24 protein-coding genes are annotated in these 20,888 nt (G+C 66.7%); 22 read left to right on the plus strand and 2 right to left on the minus strand.

The genetic code is table 11. The annotated features are described in order from the left end of the window. Positions 1–180 precede the first annotated feature (180 nt). Genes GGR12_RS08130 through nuoI form a run of 14 tightly spaced genes read left to right on the plus strand, consistent with a single transcriptional unit; the run spans position 181 to position 10,044 of the window. On the plus strand, positions 181–558 hold the full coding sequence (locus GGR12_RS08130) for an NADH-quinone oxidoreductase subunit A (RefSeq protein ID WP_183203929.1): 378 nt from the start codon (positions 181–183) through the stop codon (positions 556–558). Next, on the plus strand, positions 528–1,181 hold the full coding sequence (locus GGR12_RS08135; RefSeq protein WP_425486216.1) for a NuoB/complex I 20 kDa subunit family protein: 654 nt from the start codon (positions 528–530) through the stop codon (positions 1,179–1,181). Before GGR12_RS08130 ends, GGR12_RS08135 begins: the two co-directional genes overlap by 31 nt. Further along, on the plus strand, positions 1,178–1,801 hold the full coding sequence (locus GGR12_RS08140) for an NADH-quinone oxidoreductase subunit C (protein ID WP_183203930.1): 624 nt from the start codon (positions 1,178–1,180) through the stop codon (positions 1,799–1,801). Before GGR12_RS08135 ends, GGR12_RS08140 begins: the two co-directional genes overlap by 4 nt. Beyond that, positions 1,801–3,072 carry an NADH-quinone oxidoreductase subunit D gene (locus GGR12_RS08145; RefSeq protein WP_183203931.1) on the plus strand — a complete coding sequence of 424 codons (1,272 nt, stop codon included), beginning with the start codon at positions 1,801–1,803 and terminating at the stop codon, positions 3,070–3,072. The genes GGR12_RS08140 and GGR12_RS08145 overlap by 1 nt, the downstream gene beginning before the upstream one ends. Then, on the plus strand, positions 3,069–3,257 hold the full coding sequence (locus tag GGR12_RS08150; protein ID WP_183203932.1) for a hypothetical protein: 189 nt from the start codon (positions 3,069–3,071) through the stop codon (positions 3,255–3,257). Before GGR12_RS08145 ends, GGR12_RS08150 begins: the two co-directional genes overlap by 4 nt. After that, positions 3,257–3,919 carry an NADH-quinone oxidoreductase subunit NuoE gene (gene nuoE / locus GGR12_RS08155; RefSeq protein ID WP_183203933.1) on the plus strand — a complete coding sequence of 221 codons (663 nt, stop codon included), beginning with the start codon at positions 3,257–3,259 and terminating at the stop codon, positions 3,917–3,919. The genes GGR12_RS08150 and nuoE overlap by 1 nt, the downstream gene beginning before the upstream one ends. Next, complete coding sequence (locus GGR12_RS08160) at positions 3,916–4,185, plus strand: hypothetical protein (RefSeq protein WP_183203934.1); 270 nt, start codon at positions 3,916–3,918, stop codon at positions 4,183–4,185. Before nuoE ends, GGR12_RS08160 begins: the two co-directional genes overlap by 4 nt. After that, positions 4,185–4,415 (plus strand): hypothetical protein, encoded by a 231-nt coding sequence (locus GGR12_RS08165; protein WP_183203935.1) that lies wholly within the window; start codon positions 4,185–4,187, stop codon positions 4,413–4,415. Before GGR12_RS08160 ends, GGR12_RS08165 begins: the two co-directional genes overlap by 1 nt. 2 nt (positions 4,416–4,417) lie before the next feature. Continuing rightward, a complete protein-coding gene (gene nuoF, locus GGR12_RS08170) occupies positions 4,418–5,731 on the plus strand; it encodes an NADH-quinone oxidoreductase subunit NuoF (RefSeq protein ID WP_183203936.1) in 1,314 nt (437 codons plus the stop codon). Positions 5,732–5,733: 2 nt separating this feature from the next. After that, complete coding sequence (locus tag GGR12_RS08175) at positions 5,734–6,225, plus strand: hypothetical protein (RefSeq protein WP_183203937.1); 492 nt, start codon at positions 5,734–5,736, stop codon at positions 6,223–6,225. Then, the gene (gene nuoG / locus GGR12_RS08180; RefSeq protein ID WP_183203938.1) at positions 6,225–8,270 is read left to right on the plus strand and encodes an NADH-quinone oxidoreductase subunit NuoG; all 2,046 of its coding nucleotides are present in this window, start codon (positions 6,225–6,227) and stop codon (positions 8,268–8,270) included. The genes GGR12_RS08175 and nuoG overlap by 1 nt, the downstream gene beginning before the upstream one ends. 6 nt (positions 8,271–8,276) lie before the next feature. Then, positions 8,277–9,341, plus strand: a complete 1,065-nt coding sequence (gene nuoH, locus GGR12_RS08185) for an NADH-quinone oxidoreductase subunit NuoH (RefSeq protein WP_183203939.1) — start codon at positions 8,277–8,279, stop codon at positions 9,339–9,341. Continuing rightward, positions 9,338–9,553 (plus strand): hypothetical protein, encoded by a 216-nt coding sequence (locus GGR12_RS08190; protein WP_183203940.1) that lies wholly within the window; start codon positions 9,338–9,340, stop codon positions 9,551–9,553. The genes nuoH and GGR12_RS08190 overlap by 4 nt, the downstream gene beginning before the upstream one ends. Then, positions 9,553–10,044: an NADH-quinone oxidoreductase subunit NuoI gene (gene nuoI / locus GGR12_RS08195; protein WP_183203941.1), complete on the plus strand. Its 492-nt coding sequence runs from the start codon at positions 9,553–9,555 to the stop codon at positions 10,042–10,044. The genes GGR12_RS08190 and nuoI overlap by 1 nt, the downstream gene beginning before the upstream one ends. Here nuoI and GGR12_RS08200 read toward each other — a convergent pair. Both GGR12_RS08200 and GGR12_RS08205 read right to left on the minus strand, forming a co-directional pair. Further along, positions 10,035–10,460: a VOC family protein gene (locus GGR12_RS08200; protein ID WP_183203942.1), complete on the minus strand. Its 426-nt coding sequence runs from the start codon at positions 10,458–10,460 to the stop codon at positions 10,035–10,037. The genes nuoI and GGR12_RS08200 overlap by 10 nt on opposite strands. Positions 10,461–10,636: 176 nt before the next feature. Next, entirely contained in the window at positions 10,637–11,455 is an 819-nt protein-coding gene (locus GGR12_RS08205; RefSeq protein ID WP_183203943.1) for a methyltransferase domain-containing protein, read from the minus strand. A 234-nt stretch (positions 11,456–11,689) separates the two neighbouring features. Here GGR12_RS08205 and GGR12_RS08210 point away from each other — a divergent pair, with 234 nt between their 5' ends. Genes GGR12_RS08210 through GGR12_RS08245 form a run of 8 tightly spaced genes read left to right on the plus strand, consistent with a single transcriptional unit; the run spans position 11,690 to position 20,846 of the window. After that, on the plus strand, positions 11,690–12,319 hold the full coding sequence (locus tag GGR12_RS08210; RefSeq protein WP_183203944.1) for an NADH-quinone oxidoreductase subunit J: 630 nt from the start codon (positions 11,690–11,692) through the stop codon (positions 12,317–12,319). Further along, positions 12,319–12,627: an NADH-quinone oxidoreductase subunit NuoK gene (gene nuoK / locus GGR12_RS08215; RefSeq protein ID WP_183203945.1), complete on the plus strand. Its 309-nt coding sequence runs from the start codon at positions 12,319–12,321 to the stop codon at positions 12,625–12,627. Before GGR12_RS08210 ends, nuoK begins: the two co-directional genes overlap by 1 nt. A 2-nt stretch (positions 12,628–12,629) precedes the next feature. Next, a complete protein-coding gene (gene nuoL, locus GGR12_RS08220) occupies positions 12,630–14,705 on the plus strand; it encodes an NADH-quinone oxidoreductase subunit L (protein WP_183203946.1) in 2,076 nt (691 codons plus the stop codon). Positions 14,706–14,716: 11 nt separating this feature from the next. After that, entirely contained in the window at positions 14,717–16,195 is a 1,479-nt protein-coding gene (locus GGR12_RS08225) for an NADH-quinone oxidoreductase subunit M (protein ID WP_183204852.1), read from the plus strand. Positions 16,196–16,202: 7 nt separating this feature from the next. After that, entirely contained in the window at positions 16,203–17,645 is a 1,443-nt protein-coding gene (gene nuoN, locus GGR12_RS08230; RefSeq protein ID WP_183203947.1) for an NADH-quinone oxidoreductase subunit NuoN, read from the plus strand. A gap of 2 nt (positions 17,646–17,647) precedes the next feature. Then, positions 17,648–18,397 (plus strand): biotin--[acetyl-CoA-carboxylase] ligase, encoded by a 750-nt coding sequence (locus GGR12_RS08235; protein WP_183203948.1) that lies wholly within the window; start codon positions 17,648–17,650, stop codon positions 18,395–18,397. Further along, complete coding sequence (locus GGR12_RS08240) at positions 18,394–19,176, plus strand: type III pantothenate kinase (RefSeq protein WP_183204853.1); 783 nt, start codon at positions 18,394–18,396, stop codon at positions 19,174–19,176. The genes GGR12_RS08235 and GGR12_RS08240 overlap by 4 nt, the downstream gene beginning before the upstream one ends. Next, positions 19,173–20,846, plus strand: coding sequence for a ribonuclease J (locus tag GGR12_RS08245; RefSeq protein ID WP_183203949.1), 1,674 nt, complete (start codon positions 19,173–19,175; stop codon positions 20,844–20,846). Before GGR12_RS08240 ends, GGR12_RS08245 begins: the two co-directional genes overlap by 4 nt. The last annotated feature ends 42 nt before the right edge of the window (positions 20,847–20,888 follow it).

A 20,888-nucleotide genomic window follows, 5' to 3' on the forward strand; every position in this document is an offset into this window, starting at 1 on the left:
GCTTGCATGGGAGGGAAGGCGGGCCGTCTGCGCAACCCGTCAGGGCTGCGACATGCTGTCCGGAAATTTGCGAACCATTCTCAAGAAAAACCTTTCGCCGCATGGGTTTGAACCCGTGCGGTTGTGGGGCTAGAAGACGCCGAATCCGCCCCTCCCTCTGTGGCGGACGAGGTCCTCCGGATGAATGCATTTTTGCTCGAATATCTGCCGATCGTGATCTTTACGGGGATCGCGACGGTGCTCGGTCTCGGCTTCATGATCGCCGCCTGGGTGCTGGCGCCGAAGAATCCCGATTCCGAGAAGCTGTCGGCCTATGAGTGCGGCTTCAACGCGTTCGATGACGCGCGCATGAAGTTCGACGTGCGCTTCTACCTGGTGTCGATCCTGTTCATTATCTTCGACCTGGAAGTTGCCTTCCTCTTCCCGTGGGCGGTGTCGATGTTCGACCTGTCCCACGCCGGCATGGTCTTCGCCTTCTGGTCGATGATGATCTTCCTGGGCGTTCTGACCATCGGCTTCATCTACGAATGGAAGAAGGGCGCGCTCGAATGGCAGTGACGACCAACGACCTGCCGCTCATCGGCGCGGGCAACCAGGGCGCGTCGCCGGTCAAGCTCGGCGCGACGTCGCCGGTCGCTTTCGGCCAGGGCGGGCGCTCGATGGTGCAGGGCTACGACCCGGCCATCCACGACAAATTCTTCGAGCAGGTGAACGCCGAACTGGGCGAGCGCGGCTTCATCACGACCTCGCTGGACGACGTCATCAACTGGGCGCGCACCGGCTCGCTGATGTGGATGACGTTCGGCCTGGCGTGCTGCGCCGTGGAGATGATGCAGGCCTCGATGCCGCGCTTCGACATGGAGCGCTTCGGCATGGCCCCGCGCGCCAGCCCGCGTCAGTCGGACCTGATGATCGTCGCCGGCACCCTGACCAACAAGATGGCTCCGGCCCTGCGCAAGGTCTACGACCAGATGCCGGACCCCCGGTACGTGCTGTCGATGGGCTCGTGCGCCAACGGCGGCGGCTATTATCACTATAGCTACAGCGTCGTTCGCGGCTGCGACCGCGTGGTTCCGGTGGACGCCTACGTCCCGGGCTGCCCGCCGACCGCCGAAGCCCTGCTGTACGGCCTGCTGCAGCTGCAGAAGAAGATCCGCCGCACGGGGACGATCGATCGATGAGCGCCCTCGTCAAGCAACAGGAACTCGAAACCGCTCTCACGCCGCTGGGCGCCGAGATGGTCGGCGCGCTGGGCGTGCAGGCCCAGGTGGCCTTCGGCGAACTGACCCTGATCGCCGAGCGCGACAGCATCCTTGATGTGCTGTCGGCCCTGCGCGACCGCTTCGGCTTCCAGCAGCTGCTGGACATCGCCGGCGTCGACTTCCCGGACCGCGAGGAGCGGTTCGAGGTCGTCTATCACCTGCTGTCGCTGACCCGGAACGCGCGCATTCGCGTCAAGGTCACGACGGACGAGGTGAAGCCGGTCCCCAGCGCGGTATCGGTCTTCCCGTGCGCCGACTGGTTCGAGCGCGAGGCGTTCGACATGTACGGCATGCTGTTCTCGGGCCACCCGGACCTGCGCCGGCTGCTGACCGACTACGGCTTCCAGGGACATCCGCTGCGCAAGGACTTCCCGATGACCGGCTATGTCGAGGTCCGGTACGACGAGGAGCAGAAGCGGGTCGTCTACGAACCCGTCAAACTGACCCAGGAGTTCCGCAACTTCGATTTCCTGTCGCCCTGGGAAGGCGCGGAATATCCGGCGCCCGTGCTGCCGGGCGACGAGAAGGTGAAGGGCTGATGGCCGAAGCTTCCAGCATCCCGGCTCCCCTCGGCGCCACCGACGTGTTCGACGACCTGCCGCACGACGGCCGGACCGAACATGCGCGGGCCATGGACGACCGCAAGTTCACGATCAATTTCGGCCCGCAACACCCCGCCGCGCACGGCGTGCTGCGTCTGGTGCTGGAGCTGGACGGCGAGCTGGTGACCCGCGTCGATCCGCATATCGGCCTGCTGCACCGCGGCACCGAGAAGCTGATGGAGGCGCGCACCTACCTTCAGAACGTGCCGTACCTGGATCGCCTCGACTACGTCGCGCCGATGAACCAGGAGCACGCCTTCTGCCTGGCGATCGAGAAGCTGCTCGGCGTCGAGGTCCCGTACCGCGCCCAGCTGATCCGCGTCCTGTACTCGGAAATCGGCCGCATCCTGTCGCACCTGCTGAACGTGACGACCCAGGCCATGGACGTCGGCGCCCTGACGCCGCCGCTCTGGGGCTTCGAGGAGCGCGAGAAGCTGATGGTGTTCTACGAGCGCGCCTGCGGCGCTCGCCTGCACGCCAACTATTTCCGCCCGGGCGGCGTCCACCAGGACCTGCCCAGCGATCTGATCGACGACATCGGCCGCTGGTGCCAGACCTTCCCGGCGGCGCTGAAGGACATCGAGTCCCTCGTCACCGAGAACCGCATCTTCAAGCAGCGCAACGTCGACATCGGCGTGGTGTCGAAGCAGGAGGCCCTGGACTGGGGCTTCACCGGCGTGATGCTGCGCGGCTCGGACATCCCGTGGGACCTGCGCAAGTCGCAGCCGTACGAGTGCTATGCGGACCTCGAGTTCGACATCGCCGTCGGCAAGAACGGCGACTGCTGGGATCGCTACCTCTGCCGCATCGAGGAGATGAAGCAGTCGATCCGCATCATGGAGCAGTGCATCCACAAGCTGCGGAACTGCCCCGGCGAGCCGGTGATGATCGAGGACAACAAGATCGCTCCGCCGCGTCGCGGCGAGATGAAGCGGTCGATGGAAGCCCTGATCCACCACTTCAAACTCTACACCGAAGGCTTCCGCACCCCGGAAGGCGAGGTCTACGCCTCGGTCGAGGCGCCCAAGGGCGAGTTCGGCATCTACCTGGTCTCGGACGGCACCAACAAACCCTACCGCGTGAAGATTTCGGCGCCGGGCTTCCGCTCGCTGCAGGCGATGGACTGGATGAACCGCGGCCACATGCTGGCCGACGTGTCCGCCATCCTCGGCTCGCTCGACATTGTGTTCGGGGAGGTCGATCGATGAGCGACAAGCCCCTGAGCGACCTGGTCCGGCAGGGCTGGCAGGTCATCAACTACGCGGTCAACGACGCCGGCGGGACGGCCGTCTACCACAACGTCCTGGTCGCCCGGCAGGGTCAGCACAAGCTGCTGACGATCCGCAAGAAGATGGTCGGCGAAGGCGTCGTCGTCTCGGAATTGGAAGTCTGATGTCAGTTCGTCGCCTCGCCAAGGAGCAGCCCGCCTCGTTCGCCTTCTCGAAGGCCACGAAGGCCAAGGCCGACTGGTGGATCGCCAAATATCCGGACAACCGTCGTCAGTCGGCGGTGATCCCGATCCTGTGGCTGGTCCAGAAGCAGGAAGGCTGGGTCTCGGAACCCGCCATCCGCGCCATCGGCGAACTGCTTGGCATGCCCTTCATCCGGGTGCTGGAGGTCGCGACCTTCTACACCATGTTCATGCTCGAGCCGGTCGGTTCGGTGGCCCTGATCCAGGTCTGCGGCACCACGCCATGCATGCTGCGCGGCGCCAATGAGCTGATGGACGTCTGCAAGAAGAAGATCGGTCCGAAACAGACCCTGAGCGCCGACGGCCGCTTCACCTGGGAAGAGGTCGAGTGCCTCGGGGCCTGCGCCAACGCCCCGATGGCGATGATCAACGACTACTATTATGAAGACCTGACGCCCGCGAACATGGCGCAGATCATCGACGACTTCGCCGCCGGCAAGAAGCCGAAGCCGGGTTCGCGCGTTGGCCGTCACAGCTCGGAGCCGGAAGGCGGGGCGCTGACCCTGACTGATCCCAAGCTCTATGACGGCTCGGCCGCGAAGAAGATCAAGAAGCTGCCGAACAGCGAGCCGGTGAGCGCATGAGCCTGCCGGACCTGAGCACGGAAGAGGGCAGGGCCGCCTACCGCAAGGAGCTGAAAGGCGTGGCGAAGCCGTATCGCCTCGGCGGCTTCGTGCTGATCCTGCTCGGCGCCGGCTATGTCATGGGCGCCCGCCTCGGCTGGTGGCCGGTCGAACAGACGGCGCTGGTCGTCGCCTACGGCATGGTCGCCCTCGGCTGGGCCCTGTTCCTGACCGCGATCTTCCTGCGCACCCGCTACCACAAGCGCCGCCTGCAGGAGGGCCTGTGATGGCGGAGCAGCCCAAGGCTACTGACTGGAACATGATCGTCTGGGTCGGCGTCAGCGACATCGTCGTCGGCGCGGGCCTGGTGGTCGCCGCCTACACCGACATGTTCGGCGAAGGCCTTCAAATCCTTGCTCTCGTCGGCGGCGTGATGGCGCTGGCCGGCGTGGGCATCGTCGTTTTCGGACGGCACAAACTCAGCCAGGCGGAAGCCGGGCACGGAGATCTGAACTGACCATGGTCGGAATCCTCGAAGACAAGGATCGCATCTTCACCAACCTGTACGGCCTCCAGGACTGGACGCTGGACGGGGCGAAGAAGCGCGGCGCGTGGAACGCCACGAAGGACATGCTCGACCTCGGTCGGGACTGGATCATCACCAACGTCAAGAACTCGGGCCTGCGCGGACGCGGCGGCGCCGGCTTCTCGACCGGTCTGAAGTGGTCCTTCATGCCGAAGGAAGTGAAGGACCGTCCTCACTACCTGGTGGTCAACGCCGACGAATCCGAACCCGGGACCTGCAAGGACCGGGAGATCATGCGCCACGATCCGCAGCTGCTGATCGAGGGCTGCCTGATCGCCTCCTTCGCGATGCAGGCGCACGCCTGCTACATCTACCTGCGCGGCGAATACGTGCTGGAGCGAGAGCGCATGGAGGCCGCCGTCAAGGAGGCCTACGAGGCTCGCCTGATCGGCAAGAACAACGTTCATGGCTGGGACTTCGACGTCTACATCCACCACGGCGCCGGCGCGTACATCTGCGGTGAAGAGACGGCCCTGCTGGAAAGCCTGGAGGGCAAGAAGGGCCAGCCGCGCCTGAAGCCGCCGTTCCCGGCCGGCGCGGGCCTCTACGGCTGCCCGACCACGGTCAACAACGTCGAGTCGATCGCCGTCGTCGGCACCATCCTGCGCCGCGGCGCCGAATGGTTCGCGGGCTTCGGCCGTCCGAACAACACCGGCACCAAGATCATGTCGATCTCGGGCCACGTGAACCGGCCGTGCAACGTCGAAGAAGTCATGTCCATCCCGCTGCGTCAGCTGCTGGAAGAGCACTGCGGCGGCGTCCGCGGTGGCTGGGACAATCTGAAGGCCGTCATCCCCGGCGGTTCGTCGGTGCCGCTGATCACGCGCGAGATGTCCGAAGCCGCCCTGATGGACTTCGACAGCCTGCGCGAAATGCGCTCGGGCCTCGGCACCGCGGCGGTCATCGTCATGGACAACTCGACCGACCTGGTGAAGGCGATCGCCCGCATCAGCTATTTCTACAAGCATGAGAGCTGCGGCCAGTGCACGCCGTGCCGTGAAGGCACCGGCTGGATGTGGCGCGTGCTGGAGCGCATGTCGGTCGGCGAGGCGGATCCGTCCGAGATCGACCTGCTGCTGGACGTCGCCGGCCAGGTCGAGGGCCACACCATCTGCGCCCTCGGCGACGCCGCCGCCTGGCCGGTGCAGGGCTTGATCCGTCACTTCCGTCACGAGATCGAGGACCGCATTTCGCAATACCGCAGCCGCCGCGCGAACTTCGCCGGCCACGCGATCGCCGCGGAGTGACGATGCGCCTGACCGCCGTCCCGATGCTGGCCGTCTTCGCCCTCGCCGCCTGTGGCGAGCGGGCGGACGCGCCTGCGCCGACGCCGGCGGAGAAGGTCGCGACCCCGGCGCCGGCCGCCGTGCCGGACGTGACCGTCGTGCTGACGGCCGCGAACCTGCGCCGCGTCTGCCGCGCCGGTCTGGCGGCCATCCACGGACAGGCGATCGATGCGATCCAGATCGACGGCGTCGACGGACAGGTGGTCAACGCCTCCTGGCGCGCGCCGGTCGACGGCGGCCGCAAGCGCGGCCAGTGCCGCGTCGATGCGGGCGTGGTCACCTGGAAGCCTGTCGACCTGCCGACCCCCGAACAGAACCGCTGGATGAACCAGTCCGGCGACCCTGTGGTGCGCTACGTTCTTGACGGCGACGCCATCACCATCAACACGACGCTCCCGGATGGGGGCACCGCCACGGAAACCTATTCCGTGGCCGCTGAACAAGAGGCCCGCTGATGCCCGTCGCCAAGGTCAACGGCGTAGAAACCGAATTCGAGCCCGGCATGACCGTGCTCCAGGTCGCCGAAAAGGCCGGCCATGAGATTCCGCGTTTCTGCTACCACGAGCGTCTGTCGATCGCCGGCAACTGCCGCATGTGCCTGGTCGAGGTGAAGCCCGGACCGCCGAAGCCGCAGGCTTCGTGCGCCCTGCCGGCCGCCGAGGGCCAGGAGATCTTCACCGACACGCCGATGGTGAAGAAGGCTCGCGAAGGGGTGATGGAGTTCCTGCTCATCAACCACCCGCTGGACTGCCCGATCTGCGACCAGGGCGGCGAGTGCGACCTGCAGGACCAGGCCGTCGGCTACGGCCGCGACGGCTCGCGCTACGCCGAGAACAAGCGCGCGGTCGAAGAAAAGAACATGGGCCCGACCGTGAAGACGTTCATGACGCGGTGCATCCAGTGCACCCGTTGCGTCCGCTTCATCACCGAGGTCGCCGGCGTGCCGGACATCGGCATGATCTCGCGCGGCGAAAGCGCCGAGATCACGACCTATCTCGAAAAGAACATCGACTCCGAGCTGTCGGGCAACGTCAACGACCTGTGCCCGGTCGGCGCCCTGACGCACCGTCCGTGGCAGTACCACTACCGCCCGTGGGAGCTGAAAAAGACCGAGACCATCGACGTCATGGACGCGCTGGGCTCCAACATCCGCGCCGACTCCAAGGGCGCCGAGGTCATGCGCGTCCTGCCGCGCGTGAACGAGGGCATCAACGAGGAGTGGCTGTCGGACATCAGCCGCTACGCCGTCGACGGCCTGCAGCGCCAGCGTCTGGACCGTCCCTACGTCCGCGAGAACGGCCGCCTGCGCGCCGCCTCGTGGGAAGAGGCCCTGGGCGCCGTGGCTGAAAAGCTGAAGGCCGCTCCGGCGGATCGCATCGGCGTCATCGCCGGCGACCTGCAGGATGCTGAATCGATGAAGGCGACGCTGGACCTGTTCCGCGCGCTGGGCTCGGCCAACACCGACTGCCGCCAGGACGGCGCCGTCCTGGGCTATGGCCCGCGCGAAGGTTGGCTGTTCAACTCCGGCCTGCAAGGTATTGAAAACGCGGACGCCGTCCTGATCGTGGGCGCCAACCCGCGCGTCGAGGCGCCGCTGCTGAACGCCCGCCTGCGCAAGATCTGGCTGGCCGGCAAGACCGAGATCGGTCTGATCGGCGAGCAGGCCGAACTGACCTTCGACTACAGCTGGCTGGGCGCCGGCTCGTCGACCCTGGCCAAGCTGCCGAAGGCGGCGATGGATTTCCTGAACAAGGCCGAACGCCCGGCGATCATCGTCGGTGCGGGCGCCCTGACGGGCGCCGGCGGCCCGGCCGTGCTGAACGCGCTCGGCGCGCTGGCGAAGAAGGTCGGCGTCGTCGCCGACGGCTGGAACGGCTTCAACGTCCTCCACACCGCCGCCTCGCGCGTCGCCGGTCTGGATATGGGCTTCGTGCCGGGGCAGGGCGGTCTGACCGCCGCCGAAATGGTCAAGCCGAACGCCCTGGACGTCCTGTTCCTGCTGGGCGCCGACGAGGTCGATCCGACCGGTTCGAACGCCTTCCGCGTTTATCTGGGCAGCCACGGCGATCGCGGCGCGCACGGCGCCGACGTCATCCTGCCGGGCGCCGCCTACACCGAGAAGTCGGGCCTGTACGTCAACACCGAGGGCCGGGTGCAGATGGCGGACCGCGTCGTCTTCCCGAAGGGCCAGGCCAAGGAAGACTGGGCCGTTGTCCGCGCCCTGTCGGGCCTCGTCGGCCAGACGCTGCCGTACGACACCCTCGACGCCCTGCGCACGAAGCTGATGGCGGACCAGCCGACCTTCGGCCGCATCGACTACCTGCCGGCCCCGGCGTCGTTCGACGTCGGCTCGCTGGGCAAGAAGGGCGATCTGGGCGACGTCGACTTCTATTCGGCGGTGCGCGACCCCTATCTCAACAACCCGATCACGCGCGCCAGCGTGACCATGGCCGAGCTGTCCGCCCAGCGGATCGCCCCGGTCGCCATGGCGGCGGAGTAAGGCCCGATGGACTTCTGGACCACTCCTCTCGGCTGGACGCTCGCGACCGCGGGCGGGATCCTGCTGGTCACCGTCGGGATCCTGATCTCGCTGGCCTTTCTGCTGCTGGCTGACCGCAAGATCTGGGCGGGCGTGCAGATGCGCAAAGGCCCGAACGTCGTCGGCCCCTTCGGCCTGCTTCAGTCGTTCGCCGACTTCTTCAAATTCGTACTGAAGGAAATCGTCGTCCCGGCCGGTTCGGACAAGGTCGTCTTCCTGCTGGCGCCGCTGCTGACCTTCATCCTGGCCTTCATCGCCTGGGCGGCCATTCCGTTCGCGCCGGGCTGGGTCATCTCCGACCTGAACGTCGGCATCCTGTACATCTTCGCCATCAGCTCGCTGGGCGTGTACGGCATCATCATGGGCGGCTGGGCTTCGAACTCGAAGTACCCGTTCCTCGGTTCGCTGCGCTCCGCGGCGCAGATGGTGTCCTACGAGGTCTCGATCGGCCTGGTGATCATCAACGTCATCCTGCTGGCCGGCACGATGAACCTGACCCAGATCGTCACCCAGCAGCAGGGCTGGATCTGGAACTGGTTCGCCTTCGGCGGCGGCGTCGCCACCCTGCCGACCATCATCGTCATGTTCCCGATGGCGATCGTCTTCTTCGTCTCGGCGCTGGCTGAAACCAACCGTCCGCCGTTCGACCTTCCGGAAGCGGAGTCGGAGCTCGTGGCCGGCTACCAGGTCGAGTACAGCTCGACCCCGTACCTGCTGTTCATGATCGGCGAGTACGCCAACATCGTCTTCATGTGCGCGATGATCAGCCTGCTGTTCTTCGGCGGCTGGCACCCGGGCTTCCCCACCGACTTCCTGCAGTCGTGGCCGGAGTTCTTCGCCAACCTGTTCTACTTCTTCGTCTTCTTCACCAAGATCGTCTTCTGGTTCTGCATGATCGCGCTCGTGAAGGCCTTCGTGCCGCGCTATCGCTACGACCAGCTGATGCGCCTGGGCTGGAAGATCTTCCTGCCGACCTCGCTGGTCGCGGTCGTCGTCGTCGCCGCCTGGCGCGTCTTCGCGGTGGGTGCATGATCCGCGTGATCGCCCTCGCACTGACCGCAATGACCCTCGCCGCGTGCGGCGGTCAGGCGTATGAAGCCGAGCCGGTGTCCGCTTATCAGTGGCAGCAGCGGCAGGAACGGATCGAGCGTCAGGAGGCCGAGCGCCTGCGTCGCTGCGAGTCCATGGATAAACAAGGCGAGCAATATGCTCGCGAATGCGCGCGTACCGGAGCCGAGCACTAATGCTGAACCGCATCGTCCAGGCCGCCAAGGGTGCGCTGCTCGTCGACGCCGTCGGCGCCATCGGCCTGTCGCTGAAGTACATGGCCCGTCCGAAAATGACGGTGAACTATCCGTTCGAGCGCAATCCGCAGTCGCCTCGCTTCCGTGGCGAGCACGCGCTGCGCCGCTATGCGAACGGCGAGGAACGCTGCATCGCCTGCAAGCTGTGCGAGGCCATCTGCCCCGCCCAGGCCATCACCATCGAGGCCGAACCGCGCGCCGACGGCAGCCGCCGCACGACCCGCTACGACATCGACATGGTGAAATGCATCTACTGCGGCCTGTGCCAGGAAGCCTGCCCGGTCGACGCCATCGTCGAGGGGCCGAACTCCGAGTTCACGACCGAGACGCGCGAAGAGCTGCTCTACGACAAGGATCGCCTGCTCGATAACGGCGACCGCTGGGAGCGCCTGATCGCCAAAAACCTCGAGCTGGACGCGCCCTACCGCTGATCCGGCGTGGGCGGGAGCTTCAGCTCAATGCGGTTCCCGTCAGGGTCGGCCACGTAGAGCGACAACGTCTCGCCCAGAAATCCCGCGTGGGTGCCCTCCTCGACGATGGCGACGCCGTGGTCCGCCAGATGGCGGCGCAGCGCCTGCTCATCGGTGCGGACCAGCGAGAGGCACAGGTGATCCAGATTGCGCCCGCCGCGCACCTCAGGCCGGGCCCAGGCGCCTTCCGCGCCGCCAACGTCGACCAGATCAACGGTTGAGCGGCCGGCCCGGAACTGGATCATCCCATGTTCCGGCATCCGGCTGACCACCTCGCAGCCCAGCACGTCCGTATAGAAGGCCGTCGCCCGCGCCGTGTCGCTGACCAGCAGCAGCACGTGATCGATACCCTCGAGGCGGAAGGGCGGGGCGGTCATGGATACAGTCTACTCCGCGATCCACATTTTATCTTCGCTCATCCCCGCGAAGGCGGGGACCCAGTGATTTGGATGATCGGTGCGAGCCGGATGAACTCAGGCCGACGTCCGGAGACGCCGGCGCTCTTGCAAAAGGACTGGGTCCCCGCCTTCGCGGGGATGAGCGGAATTTCAGACTAGTCCACCCGTTCGGCGATGATCTCCAGCACCATGGGCGTGATCATCACTGCGTTCGGATCGGCCTCCGCCGCATCGAACTCGGAGACCACCTGGTCGGCCCAGGCCTGATCGACCTTGCCGGCCTCGACGAGGAATTTCGGATAGTTCCGGCCCCAGGTCGACGGCCACTGCCAGACCAGGTCGCCCTTGCGCACCGTATCGACGATCGGCTGCATCGAGCGAATGCGGAATCCGGCGGCCGGAAGCAGGGCGGGGAGGGCGCGGGCGATGTCCGGCTCGCCGCCCGAGGCGCGCCAGTCGTCGACCACGAACCGCTTGAACTCCTCGATCGCCGGGCTGTCCGGCAGGATCGCGAAGGTGTTGTAGTGCAGGTACTCGTGGATTACGGCCACGCCGCCGGGCCGCAGCGTGTCGCGCAGCTTGGCCAGCACGGCCGCCGGATCGCTGACAAAGGCCAGCACCCAGCGGATCCAGAAGGCGTCGGCGCCGGTCACGCCCAGCGGATCGGTGACCAGGTCCGCCACATGGGTCTCGATATTGTCCAGGCCGCGCTGGCCGGCGCGGGCGTCCAGCACGTCGACGAAGCGGGCCGAGCGCTCCAGCGCGTGAACCCGGCCGTCCGGGCCCACGATCTCGGCCAGATCGACGCTGGCCCAACCGGGTCCGGCGCCCGCATCGACCACCGTCGAACCGACCGTAATCCCGGCCCGACGCCATGCGTCGAGGACCCGCGGGCGCCATACCCGGTGCTGCAAACCCAGCCGTTCGACCTCGGCGTCATGGGTGCCCAGAAGATAGTTGCGCTCTTCGGCCATGGGGTTTCCTCCGTTGCTGGCCAAACTGGGGTCGGCGAAGGCTTCGGGCAAGGTTGCGCAAAGCGGTATCCGGACCTTGCATTGGGGCTTTGCAAAGCCCGGAAGCCCGGTCTAGAAGTCGCGCGCTTTCCGAAGCGCAACGGGCGGGATTCGCGCCGCGTTTCGGGTTTTTGTCTGAACGATCCGCTGGCCGCCGCGTCGCTCGCCGGCAATGCGTGAGGAGCCGATCGCGCGATGCTCTTGCAGGGCCTGGCCTTCTATTTGCTGGCGGCGACAGCCGTAATCGGCGCCCTCCTTGTCGTTACGGCGAGGAATCCCGTCCATTCGGTCCTGTGGCTGATCCTGGCGTTCTTCTCGTCCGCGGGGCTGTTCGTCCTGCTGGGCGCCGAGTTCCTGGCGATGCTGCTGGTCGTCGTCTACGTCGGCGCGGTCGCGGTGCTGTTCCTGTTCGTGGTCATGATGCTGGACGTCGACTTCGTCCGGTTGCGCGAGGGCTTCGCGCGCTATCTGCCCCTGGCCATCATCATCGCCGGCGTGCTGCTGGCTGAAATGATCATGATCTCGCTGGTGGTCGTGAGCGGCGGGGCCGCCGCCGACGCCACGGGCCCTGTGGCCGCCACGTCCGAGATGTCCAACGTCGAGGCCATCGGCCGCGTGCTCTATACGGACTACGTCTACTTCTTCCAGGCCGCCGGGATCGTGCTGCTGATCGCCATGATCGGCGCCATCGTCCTGACCCTGCGCCACAAGCCGCACGTCAAGCGTCAGGACGTCGTCCGCCAGGTCGGACGCGATGCGAAGACGGCCATGGAAGTGAAGTCGGTTCCGACCGGCGCCGGCGTCACCCCCGAGGATCTGGTCTGATGGTCGTCACCCTGCAGCACTACCTGGCGGTCGCCGCCATCCTGTTCACCATCGGTGTCTTCGGCATCTTCGTGAACCGCAAGAACGTCATCATCATCCTGATGTCGATCGAGCTGATCCTGCTGGCCGTGAACATCAATTTCGTCGCCTTCTCGAGCTACCTCAACGAGGTGTCGGGGCAGGTGATGGCCATGTTCGTGCTCACCGTCGCGGCCGCTGAAGCCGCCGTGGGCCTGGCCATCCTGGTGACCTTCTTCCGCAATCGCGGCGACATCGCCGTCGACGACGCCTCGGTCATGAAGGGCTGATCGTGAATCTCGAGCTTCTCGTCACCCTGGGCGTCTTCGCCCCCCTGCTGGGCGCAGCCGTCGCCGGCCTGACCGGCCGTCGCATCGGCGACGTCGCCTCCCAGGCCGTCACCACGGGCCTGCTGTTCTTCTCGTGCGTCGTCGCCTGGATCGTCTTCTCGCAGTGGACGTGGGGCGGCCTTGAGCCGTTCACGGTCAAGATCACGCCGTTCATCCACGTCGGCGATTTCATCTCGAACTGGTCGATCCGCATCGACGCCCTGTCGGCGGTCATGCTGGTGGTGGTGACGACGGTGTCGTCGCTCGTGCACCTGTACTCCTGGGGCTACATGTCCGAGGACCCGGACAAGCCGCGCTTCTTCGCCTACCTGTCGCTGTTCACCTTCGCCATGCTGGCGCTGGTCACCGCCGCCGACTTCATGCAGCTGTTCTTCGGCTGGGAAGGGGTGGGCCTGGCGTCCTATCTGCTGATCGGCTTCTGGTACAAGAAGTCGACCGCCTCGGCCGCCGCCATCAAGGCCTTCGTGGTCAACCGCGTCGGCGACTTCGGCTTCGCGCTCGGCATCTTCACCGTCTTCTGGATGTTCGGCACGATCCAGTTCGCCGACCTGTTCCCGATGATCGCCTCGAAGGCTGGCACGGGCTGGGAATTCCTCGGCCACACCTGGTCGGCGCTGGATCTGGCGGCCTTCCTGCTGTTCGTCGGCGCTATGGGCAAGTCGGCCCAGTTCTTCCTGCACACCTGGCTTCCGGACGCCATGGAAGGCCCGACCCCGGTGTCGGCCCTGATCCACGCGGCGACCATGGTCACCGCCGGCGTCTACATGGTCTGCCTGCTGTCGCCGATCTTCGAATACGCGCCGATCGCCGGCCAGATCGTCGCCGTCATCGGCGCCGTCACGGCCCTGTTCGCCGCCACCGTCGGTCTGGCCCAGAACGACATCAAGCGGGTCATCGCCTATTCGACCTGTTCGCAGCTCGGCTACATGTTCTTCGCCGCGGGCGTGGGCGCCTATGAGGCGGCCATGTTCCACCTGTTCACCCACGCCTTCTTCAAGGCGCTGCTGTTCCTGGGCGCCGGCTCGGTGATCCACGGCATGCACCACGAGCAGGACATGCGGAAGATGGGCGGCCTGTGGAAGCTCCTGCCCGTCACCTACGCCGTCATGACCATCGGCACGATCGCCATCACCGGCCTCGGCATCCCCGGGATCGGCGGCTTCGCCGGCTTCTATTCGAAGGACGCGATCATCGAGAGCGCCTTCGCGGCCGCCGCCTCGGGGCACTCGCCGTTCGGTCTGTTCGCCTTCTTCGTCGGCATCCTGGCCGCCGGTCTGACCGCCTACTACTCGTGGCGTCTGGTGTTCATGACCTTCCACAACAAGCCCGTCTGGAAGGACGAGGCGCATCATGCGCACGACGATCATGCGCATGACGACCATTCCTCGCACGCCCAGTTGGAAACCCACTCGGAGCCGATCGCGGGCGACGACCACCACCATGGTCCGCTGCATCCGCATGAAAGCCCGTGGGTGATGCTGACGCCGCTGGTCCTGCTGTCGATCGGCGCCGTCGCCGCCGGCTTCGTCTTCGCGCCGTACTTCATCGGCCACCACGAGGGCGAGTTCTGGCGCGCGGCCATCTTCTCGGGCCCGACCAACCACGTGCTGCACGAGTCCCACGATGTCCCGACCTGGGTGAAGTGGTCGCCGCTGATCATGACCCTGATCGGCAGCCTGTTCGCCTTCTGGCTCTATGTCCTCAAGGAGGGCATGGCGCGCCGGATGGCCGATCGTGGCGGCGTGGTGCACGCCTTCCTCTACAACAAGTGGTACTTCGACGAGGTGTATGACTTCATCTTCGTGCGTGGCGCGAAGGCGGTCGGCGACCTGTTCTGGAAGGTCGGCGACGTGAAGATCATCGACGGCTTCGGCCCCAACGGCGCCGCCTGGGCCTCGCTGAAATCCGCTGCACGGCTGGCCAAGCTCCAGTCCGGCTATGTCTATCACTACGCGTTCGTGATGCTGCTCGGCGTGGCCGGCTTCCTCGCCTTCGCCATCTACTCGTGGGGAGCCTGATCTTGCCCCAGATCCCCTACATCCTGAGCGTCGTCACCTTCCTGCCGCTGGTCGGCGCGGGCCTGATCCTGCTGGCTCGCCAGCTGAACAAGGGCTCGGCTGACAGCGCCGCGCGCTGGATCGCTCTCGCCACCACCCTGGTGACCCTGGCGGTCTCGGTCCACCTGGTCTGCGCCTTCGACCAGGCGAACCCGGGCTACCAGTTCATCGAGCGCTTCGCGTGGTTCGCCGGCGCCCAGTACTTCCTCGGCGTGGACGGGGTCTCGATCCTGTTCGTGCTGCTGACGGCCTTCCTGATGCCGCTGTGCATCCTGGCCAGCTGGACCACGATCAAGGATCGCGTCGTCGACTACATGGTCGCCTTCCTGGTCCTGCAGACCCTGGTCATCGGCGTGTTCACCGCCCTGGACCTGTTCCTGTTCTACATCTTCTTCGAAGGCACCCTGGTGCCGATGTTCATCATCATCGGGGTGTGGGGCGGAGCGAACCGCATCTACGCGGCGTACAAATTCTTCCTCTACACCCTGCTCGGGTCCGTCCTGATGCTTCTGGCCATGCTGTGGATGGCCCACACCGCCGGCACCACCAGCATCCCCGCGCTCAAGACCTTCGCCTTCTCGCCGGCCGCCCAGCCGCTGCTGTGGCTCGCCTTCTTCGCCTCGTTCGCGGTGAAGATGCCGATGTGGCCGGTGCACACCTGGCTGCCCGACGCCCACGTTCAGGCGCCGACGGCGGGTTCGGTCATCCTGGCCGGCATCCTGCTGAAGCTCGGCGGATACGGCTTCATCCTGTTCAACCTGCCGATGTTCCCGCAGGCGTCCGAGATGTTCCGCCCGCTGGTCTTCACCCTGTCGGTGATCGCCATCGTCTACACCTCGCTGGTCGCCTTCCGTCAGACCGACATCAAGAAGCTGATCGCCTATTCGTCGGTCGCCCACATGGGCTTCGTGACCATGGGCATCTTCTCGGGCAACGACCTGGGCGTTCAGGGCGCGGTCTTCCAGATGCTGAGCCACGGCCTGATCTCGGGCGCGCTCTTCCTCTGCGTCGGCGTCGTCTACGACCGCATGCACACCCGCGAGATCGCCTTCTACGGCGGCCTGACGTCGCGCATGCCGTGGTTCGCCGCCATCTTCCTGATGTTCACCATGGCCAACGTCGGCCTGCCGGGCACCTCGGGCTTCATCGGCGAGATCCTGACCATGACGGGCGCCTACGGCGTCTCGACCTGGACGGCCTTCTTCGCCGCCTCGGGCGTGATCTTCTCGGCGGTCTACGCCCTGACGCTGTACCGCAACGTCATGTTCGGCGAGATCACCAACCCGGCGCTGAAGACCATCACGGACATCGACAAGCGCGAGCTGCTGATCTTCGTGCCGCTGATCATCGGCACCATCTGGCTGGGCGTGCAGCCCGGCGTGGTGCTGGACTACACCGCCGCGTCCGTCGAGGCGCTGACGACCACCTATCGCGCCGCGATCGGCGGGTGAGACAAGAATGCCTGACCTGATCACAGCCCTGCATCTCTCGGCCCCGGAAGCGACGCTCGCCGTCGGCGGCCTTGTGCTCCTGATGGTCGGCGCCTTCGCCGGCGAGAAGAGCTCGCGTCTGGTCTCGACCCTGGCGGTCGGCCTGCTGGTGGCGGCGACCGCCATCACGGTGACCGGCCCGCTCGGCCAGGCCTTCAACGGCGCCTATGTGGCCGACCCGCTGGCGGTCTACGCCAAGGCGGTCATCTTCCTGTCGTCGGCCGTGGCCATCGTCCTCGGCGACGGCTGGATGACGCGCACGCGCATCGCCCGCTTCGAATTCCCGATCCTGATCGTGCTGGCCTCGGCCGGCATGGGCATGATGGCCTCGTCGGGCGACCTGATCTCGCTTTACGTCGGCATCGAGCTGCACTCGCTGGCCCTCTATGTGCTGGCCGCCTTCCATCGCGACGACCTGAAGGCGTCCGAGGCGGGCCTGAAGTATTTCGTCCTGGGCGCCCTGTCGTCCGGCCTGCTGCTGTACGGCGCCAGCCTGATCTACGGCTTCGCCGGCTCCATGCGCTTCGAGGACATCGCCGCCTACGCCGCGACCAACCCCTCGACCGGCCTGATCTTCGGCCTGGTGTTCCTGATCTGCGGCCTGGCCTTCAAGATCTCGGCCGCGCCGTTCCACATGTGGACGCCGGACGTCTACGAAGGCGCGCCGACCCCGGTCGTGGCCCTGTTCGCCACGGCCCCCAAGGTCGCCGCCATGGTCCTGATCGCCCGCACCCTGGACGGCGCCTTCGCCGGCCTGCACGACCAGTGGGCCCAGGTCCTGATCCTGATCTCGCTGATCTCCTTCGTCGTCGGCGCCTTCGGCGGCCTGGCCCAGAAGGATTTCCAGCGCCTGCTGGCCTATTCGTCGATCGCCAACATCGGTTACGCCCTGCTGGGCATCGCCGCGGGCACGACCCTGGGCGTCCAGGCCATGCTGCTGTTCATGACCCTGTACGTCATCGACCAGTTCGGCTTCTTCGCCATCCTGCTGTCGCTCAGCCGCAACGGCCGTCCGATCCGCAAGATCTCCGACCTCGCGGGTCTGCGTAAGGAACGTCCGGTGACCACCCTGGCCCTGACCGTGCTGTCGCTGTCCGTGCTGGGCATGCCGCCGCTGTCGGGCTTCTGGGGCAAGTGGGCCGTGTTCGGCGCCGCCGCCGACGCCGGCTACTGGATGGTCGGCGCCGCCGGTCTGGTCGCCTCGGTCGTGGCCGGCTTCTACTACCTGCGCATCATCAAGCTGATGTGGTTCGATCCGGCGCCCGAACAGGCGCCGACGGACAAGGCGCCGATCGAGGCGAAGACGATAGCCTGGGCTTCGGCCGCCTTCGCCTTCCCGCTGGTCATCATCGGTCTGACGTGGCTTGAGCCGCTGGCCGCCCGCGCCGCGACGGGCTTCGGAGCAGGCTAGGGGTGGCTGCCGCCCCGGTCCTGCTGCTCGACCACACCGATTCCACGAATGCGGAGGCCCGCCGCCGGGCCGAGGCCGGCGAGACCGGCCCCCTGTGGATCGCCGCGCGCCGGCAGACCGCCGGTCGCGGTCGGCGGGGCAGGGCGTGGGAAAGCGACACGGGCAACCTGTTCGCCACCCTGCTGACCACCACCCGCAAGCCGCCCGCCGAGGCGGCGCAGGTCACCTTCATCGCCGCCCTAGCCGTCGCGGACCTGCTGGACGCATACGCGCCGCCGTCGCTGGTGACGATCAAATGGCCCAATGACGTCATGCTGGCCGGTCAGAAGGCCTCCGGCATCCTGGTCGAGTCCGGCGCCCACGCCATGGGCGGCCTGTGGCTGGCTGTCGGCGTCGGGGTGAACCTGGCCCATGCGCCGGAGGGGACGGAGCGTCCCGCCACCGCCCTGGCCCACCACCTCGCCGGCGATTTCGCCGCGCCGCCGTCCGTCGATGTCGCCGCCCGCACCCTGTCCGAGGCCTTCGCCGTCTGGATGGTCCGGTGGGAGTCGCTGGGCTTCCAGCCGATCCTCGACGCCTGGCAGGCGCGCACGCCCGGCCTCGACGGCCCCGCCGTCGCTCGCCTGGGGCATGAGACGGTCGAGGGCAGGGCAGAGGGGGTCGCCCCCGACGGCGCCCTGCGGCTAAGGCTGGCGGATGGCTCGCTGCGTCTTATCTCGGCAGGCGACGTATTCTTCGGGGAGGCCGCCTGATGCTTCTGGCGATCGAGCAGGGCAATACCAACACGCTGTTCGCGGTCCATGACGGCGCGGACTGGACGGCCCAGTGGCGCACCGCCACCGACGCCATGCGCACGGCCGACGAATACGCCGTCTGGCTGACGCAGCTGCTGGCCATGCGCGGGCTGAAGCTGGGCGACCTCGACGGCTGCATCATCTCCAGCGTCGTGCCGCAGTCGATCTTCAACCTGCGCAACCTGGCGCGCCGCTATCTGTCGGTCGAACCGCTGGTGATCGGCGAGAATGTCGACCTCGGCATCCCCGTGCGCATCCTCAAGCCCAGCGAGGCGGGGGCCGACCGGCTGGTCAACGCCATCGGCGCGCACCTGAAGTACCCAGGCGACCTGATCGTCATTGACAGCGGCACCGCCACCACCTTCGACGTCATCGCCGCCGACGGCGCCTTCGAGGGCGGCGTCATCGCCCCTGGCGTGAACCTCAGCCTGCAGGCCCTGCACGAGGCGGCCGCCATGCTGCCCCGCATCGCCATCCAGAAGCCCGAGAAGGTGATCGGCAAGGACACCGTCTCCAACATGCAATCCGGCGTCTTCTGGGGCTACATCGCCCTGATCGAAGGTCTCGTCGCGCGCATCAAGGCGGAGTGGGGCAAGCCCATGACCGTCATCGGCACCGGCGGCGTCGCGTCGCTGTTCGAAGGCGCCACCACATCAATCGACCGGTTCGATCCGGACCTGACTATCCGCGGCCTGCTCGAAATCTGGCAGCGGAACTCCCATCTCAAGGACAAATGAAAAAACAAACTGCTGACGAGTTCGTCTTCCTGCCGTTGGGCGGGTCGGGCGAAATCGGAATGAATCTGAATCTGTACGGCTACGGCCCCGAGGCGAACCGCGAGTGGATCGTGGTCGATGTGGGCGTGACCTTCGGCGACCTGTCGACGCCCGGCGTGGACGTGATCGTCCCCGATCCCGCCTTCCTGGAAGGCGAGACCATCCGCGGCATCGTCCTGACCCACGCGCACGAGGACCATATCGGCGCGCTCGGTTGGCTGTGGACCCGCATGAAGGCGCCGCTCTACGCCACGCCCTTCACCGCCTATCTGATCCGCGAGAAGCTGCGCGAGGCCGGCATTCTGGACCAGGTCCAGCTGATCGAGGTGCCGCTGGGCGGCTCCATCAATCTCGGGCCGTTCGACGTCACCTTCGTCACCATGACCCACTCGATCGCCGAGCCGAACGGCCTGGCCATCAAGACGCCGCTCGGCACGGTCCTGCACACCGGCGACTGGAAGATCGATGACGATCCCATCATCGGCGGCGTCACCGACGCCGGCGCCATCACCCGCCTCGGCGACGACGGCGTCCTCGCCATGGTCTGCGATTCCACCAACGTCTTCGTCGAGGGTTCGGCGGGCTCGGAAGGCGGCGTCCGCGACGCCCTGACCGAACTGATCGGCGGGCTGAAGGGCCGGATCGCGGTCGGCTGCTTCGCCTCCAACGTCGCCCGCATGGACAGCGTCATCCGCGCCGCCGAAGCGGCGGGGCGGCGCGTGTCGCTGGCCGGCCGCTCGATGCACCGCATCACCGCGGCGGCCAAACACGTCGGCATGCTGCAGGACATCAAGCCGTTCCTCAGCGACGAGGAGGCCCGCATCTGGCCGGCCGACGAGATCCTGTATCTGTGCACCGGCAGCCAGGGCGAGGTTCGCGCCGCCCTGTCGCGCGTGGCCGAGGGCACCCACCCCTATGTGAAGCTCAGCAACGGCGATCACTGCATCTTCTCGTCGCGGGTCATTCCGGGCAACGAGCTGTCGGTCGGCCGCCTGCAGGACAAGCTCGCGGACCGCGGCGTGCGCCTCTACACCGAGAAGGATCACCGCGGCATCCACGTCTCCGGCCACCCGTGCCGGGACGAGCTGAAGCAGATGTACGCCTGGGCGCGGCCGAAGATCGCCGTCCCGACCCACGGCATGCGCCGCCACCTCGCCGAACACGCCAATCTTGCGAAGGACATGGGCGTGCCGGAGACGGTGACGCCCCGCAACGGCGACATGGTGCGTCTGGCCCCCGGACCCGCCGCGATCATCGACGAGGTCCCCAGCGGCCGCCTCTACGTCGACGGCGGGCGTCTGGTCACCGAACAGGGCGAGGCGCTGCACGAGCGTCGCCACGCCTCGACCAACGGCGTGCTGATCGTCAGCTTCGCGATGGACAGGCGCGGCAAGATCGTCAGCGACATCGACGTGCGCGCCATCGGCCTGCCGGGCGATGAGGAATCGCCTCTCGGCGACGCCCTCGACGATCTGGCGGAACGCGCCGAACAGGCGGTTCTGAAGCTGAAGGGCGCGGCGCTGGAGGACGAAATGGTCATTGAACAGGCCGTCTCGCGGGCCCTCAAGAAGGCCAGCCAGCAGATCTGGGATCGCCGTCCGATCGTCGAGACGATCATCCTCAGACTCTAGCGGGTCTTTGATCCGGCCTCCCGCCTTTCTATAAGGAGGCCG

It is taken from the genome of Brevundimonas lenta (assembly GCF_014196335.1).
GTDB lineage: Bacteria > Pseudomonadota > Alphaproteobacteria > Caulobacterales > Caulobacteraceae > Brevundimonas > Brevundimonas lenta.